We start from the raw sequence: 3,748 nt of genomic DNA on the forward strand, positions 1-3,748 counted from the left end.
CCGATGAAGACCTCTCGGTGGATTTCTCCGAAGTCACTACCAGGCACGACCGGGTGGCCGTCATCGTCACCCAGCCGCTGACGGACAATGAAGTCTGGACGCAATACCAGCCAGGTGAAATGAAGGTCTTCGTGGACGGCGCCGTAGTCGACTGACACCGACCTGCCGGCGTGTCTTATCCACAGGCGAATTTTTCGCCAAGTTGAACCTGTCCACAGGGGAAAAAAGGGACAGGCCAGCGCCGCCTTTCGTGTTTTGCACAGGCTGTTACAAAAAAACCTGACCCTCCCGGCCAGCTTGTCTTTTCCCCAAGCCTCCTACTCTGTCCCCCTATCACCCGCCCGCGAAGCGCCTTCAGGGCTGCTAGTTTGAAGTCGCTGCTGCGCAGCCTGTGGATAGATGAGCTTATTGGGGCAAATATGCCGATTCGCCTGTGGATAACTTAGGTTTACCAGAGTAAAATGCGTCCCTCGTTTCGCGCCCGGACGACTTCGTCCAAGGCCCGTCCGCTGGACGCGGCAAGGGGCGCCGCAATCATCCGACAAGAAAGCTTCATGGAAAACTTCTGGCAAGCCTGCTCCCACAAACTCGAGCAGGAGTTGACGCCTCAGCAATACAGCGCCTGGATCAAGCCGCTGGTGCCGCTCCGAAGACCTCGATGGAGGCCAGCCGATAGCGCTGGCGCAGGCGCTCGCGGATATCGGCATTGTCCGGCAGCAGGTTGTCGAAGTAGTGGCGCACGGCGTCGCCGCGCAGTTCGCCCGAGGCCGTCAGCGGCAAGGACAGCGACAGCGGCCGGAAATGCACCGAGCGTACCCACTGCGGGGCATAGTGGAAGCGGTGCAATTGGCGCTCCACGCTCCAGGTGCCGACCAGCTCGCCATTCATCCAGGCATGGAGTTGCTGCATTACCAGGAACCCCGCTTCTTGCTGGGGATGGTGGCCGCCGCACCGGGCTCGGCGATATGATGCCGGCCAGGCTCGCTGGCGTTGACGTGCAGCCTGAGCGTGGCGCCCAGGGTCGCCAGCAGCAACAGCGTCTGTTCCACGCTGACCGCGCCGGGATTGGCCTCAATCTCGGCGATGCGCGCCTGGCTTACGCCGATGCGTTCGCCCAGTTGCGCCTGGGTCATGCGCTGCTGCTTGCGCAGGGCACGCAGGTGCTCGCGCAACTGGGCCGACAGGCTGATGGGGAAATCGTTGGCCATGGGGGCTACCTCGATACAGGAAAGACGGGAAGGGCGTAGGCGGCCCTATGGTATTAATATAGGATAAGAGCGATAAATGCACAATACAAGAAATATCTTGTTTTTGTAATTTATCGCTTTTATCTTATAAATTCTATTTATCGCCCTTAGCTTGTATTTTGCCTGCGCCTGCACCTGGTACCAGTGCGGTCAGCGCCGCCAGCGAATCCAGCCACCACGACAGCGCCGGGCCGGCCGGATGGTCGGGCTTGTAGACGCACTGGATGGGCAACTCCGCCCCTTGCGGCGGATGGTGGATGGTACTGATGCTCACCAGCCTTCCATGGTCCAGGTCGTCCTGCACCACATGCCGCGGCATGTTGCCCCAGCCCATGCCGGCGCGCAGCAGGGCGTGCTTGGTTCCGAGGTCGCTCATGCGCCAGGTCAGGCGCGAGTGCACCGAGAAATCCTGGCGCGCCGTCAATTCGCTGCGGTCGGAAAGCACCAGCTGGGTCTGCTGCTGCAACAGCTTTTCCGAAATCCGCCCCCGCACCTTGGCCAGCGGATGATCCGGCGCCACCACCGCCACCAGTTGCACGCTGGGCAGTGTAATACGCAGCAGGTTGGGCGGCGTGGTGGGCAACGTGCCCAGGATGCCCAGCATGGAACGCCCATCGATGACGCGCTCGGCCACCGCCCCCAGGGCTTCCACTTCCAGCCGCACCGTCACCTCCGGGAAGGCCAGGCGGAAGCGCTGCAGCAGGTCCACCAGGCAATCGGTAGGAAAGAACACGTCCACCGCCAGCGATACTTCCAGTTTTCTGTCACGTGCATAGGAGCTGGCCCGCACCCTGCAGGAATCCACATGGNTCAGCACCTGGCGCGCATCGNCCAGCAAAGCCACCCCTGGCGCGGTCACTGTCGCCGGTAGCCGCTGCGGTCGAACAGCAGCACGCCGAGCTGCTCTTCCAGCGTGGCGATGGCGTAACTGACCGCGGACTGGGCGCGCGCCAGCTTGCGGGCGGCAGCCAGGAAGCTGCCGCTGTCGGCTACTTGGACGAAGACGCGCAACTGATCCAGCGACAGGCGCTCAATATTCATACTGACCTCGATATCTGATGAAGTGCCAACTATATCTAAAATTTAGATCATGATTATAAAAAGATAATCAGTTTTTTCTGGGGGCGAACTTGCCTATTCTGTCGTCACTGGCTGCAGCGAAGCAGTAGCAAGCAGATCAGGCAAGACATTGATATCAAGCAACCGCAGCATCGACTGCAAGAAAAAACAAACCAACGTAGTTCACCCAACACAGAGAGGCTTACCATGATCACCAACTTCACCACCTTCCGTATTGGCCGCGTCCTGCTGGCTTCCTTGTTCGTCATTTCCGGGATCTTCAAGATCATCGGCTTCGCCGGCACGGTCGGCTATTTCTCCAGCCTGGGCCTGCCGGCCCCGACCCTGGTGGTGCTGCTCACCATCCTAGTCGAAGTCGGCGGTGGTCTGTTGTTGATGACTGGCCGTGGCGTGCGCCCGGTGTCACTGGTGATTGCCCTGTTTACCGTCGGCGCCACCTTGTCGGCCCATCACTTCTGGACCATGGAAGGCGCTGCCGCACAAGGCCAGATGATCCACTTCCTCAAGAACGTGGCCCTGATCGGTGCGCTGCTGCTGGTGTCTTCCATCGACCCGCAAGCGCAGCCGGAAGAGCGTCGCTGATCGTCGCTGATCATCGTTGATCGCTGCAGCCCAAGCGTACCTATCGCATCACACATAACGCATGACCCGCCCGCAGCCATGAGAATGGGCTGCGGACCTTTCCAAGGAGAGAACATGAGCACCCCCTACACCCGCCAGATCGAACGCCTGGTCAAGGGCATCGCCACCCAGGACGGCGCCGGCGTGAGTCTGACCCGCGTGCTGACCCATGACCTGCAACGCCGCCTGGACCCGTTCCTGATGCTGGACGCCTTCCATTCCGACGAACCCAGCGATTACCTGGCCGGCTTCCCCGACCATCCGCACCGTGGTTTCGAAACCGTGACCTACATGCTGGCCGGCCGGATGCGCCACCGCGACAATGCCGGCAACGAAGGTTTGCTGGAACCGGGTGGGATGCAATGGATGACCGCCGGGCGCGGCCTGGTCCACTCGGAATTACCGGAACAGGAAGATGGCCTGATGAGCGGTTTCCAGCTCTGGGTCAACCTGGCCGCCAAGGACAAGATGACTACGCCCGGCTACCAGGACATTCCGGCCGCCGGTATTCCCGAGACCTCGCCGCAACCGGGCGTGAAGGTACGCGTGTTGGCCGGCAGCGCCTTCGGGGTGGATGGCGCGATCCGTCGCGAGACCACCGAACCACTGTACCTGGACCTGAACCTGGAAGCCGGCGTCACCCTGGATTTGCCGATTGCGGCGACCCACAATGCCTTCCTCTACGTCTATGAAGGCAGGCTGGCCGTCGGCCCGCAAGGTAGCGAGGCGCGCCTGGCCGAGGCGGGACGCATGGCGCTGCTGTCCCATGTGGCCGATGCCGCAGGGGTGACGGTCAGGGC

Annotated in this window: 5 protein-coding genes and 2 pseudogenes; 4 read left to right on the forward strand and 3 right to left on the reverse strand. The window is 61.5% G+C overall.

What is annotated here, in order from left to right:
- A partial coding sequence (locus I5W_RS05230) for a class II glutamine amidotransferase (RefSeq protein ID WP_044528451.1) occupies positions 1 to 155 on the forward strand: 155 nt, incomplete at its 5' end.
- A 399-nt stretch (positions 156 to 554) separates the two neighbouring features.
- Positions 555 to 647: pseudogene (locus I5W_RS31050) on the forward strand (DnaA N-terminal domain-containing protein); the annotation flags it as partial.
- Here I5W_RS31050 and I5W_RS05235 read toward each other — a convergent pair.
- From I5W_RS05235 to I5W_RS05245, 3 genes and pseudogenes are all read right to left on the reverse strand, one after another.
- Positions 628 to 909 carry a HipA N-terminal domain-containing protein gene (locus tag I5W_RS05235; protein WP_044528452.1) on the reverse strand — a complete coding sequence of 94 codons (282 nt, stop codon included), beginning with the start codon at positions 907 to 909 and terminating at the stop codon, positions 628 to 630. The pseudogene I5W_RS31050 and the gene I5W_RS05235 sit on opposite strands and share 20 nt — an antisense overlap.
- Positions 909 to 1,208 (reverse strand): helix-turn-helix transcriptional regulator, encoded by a 300-nt coding sequence (locus I5W_RS05240; protein WP_017450536.1) that lies wholly within the window; start codon positions 1,206 to 1,208, stop codon positions 909 to 911. The genes I5W_RS05235 and I5W_RS05240 overlap by 1 nt, the downstream gene beginning before the upstream one ends.
- Before the next feature lie 133 nt (positions 1,209 to 1,341).
- Positions 1,342 to 2,288: pseudogene (locus tag I5W_RS05245) on the reverse strand (LysR family transcriptional regulator).
- A 225-nt stretch (positions 2,289 to 2,513) separates the two neighbouring features.
- On the opposite strand from I5W_RS05245, the gene I5W_RS05250 reads away from it, so the two are divergent.
- A complete protein-coding gene (locus I5W_RS05250; RefSeq protein ID WP_044528453.1) occupies positions 2,514 to 2,909 on the forward strand; it encodes a DoxX family protein in 396 nt (131 codons plus the stop codon).
- A 114-nt stretch (positions 2,910 to 3,023) separates the two neighbouring features.
- Positions 3,024 to 3,748: pirin family protein (locus I5W_RS05255; RefSeq protein ID WP_199901708.1), on the forward strand; the 725-nt coding region annotated here is incomplete at its 3' end.

It is taken from the genome of Herbaspirillum sp. B65, assembly GCF_000333555.1.
In the GTDB taxonomy this organism is placed as follows: domain Bacteria; phylum Pseudomonadota; class Gammaproteobacteria; order Burkholderiales; family Burkholderiaceae_D; genus Herbaspirillum; species Herbaspirillum rubrisubalbicans.

What these genes read in the sequence shown, in the direction of transcription:
- I5W_RS05235 (WP_044528452.1), bottom strand. Translation starts at nt 909, where the DNA reads ATGCAGCAACTCCATGCCTGGATGAATGGCGAGCTGGTCGGCACCTGG.
- I5W_RS05240 (WP_017450536.1), bottom strand. Translation starts at nt 1,208, where the DNA reads ATGGCCAACGATTTCCCCATCAGCCTGTCGGCCCAGTTGCGCGAGCAC.
- I5W_RS05250 (WP_044528453.1), top strand. Translation starts at nt 2,514, where the DNA reads ATGATCACCAACTTCACCACCTTCCGTATTGGCCGCGTCCTGCTGGCT.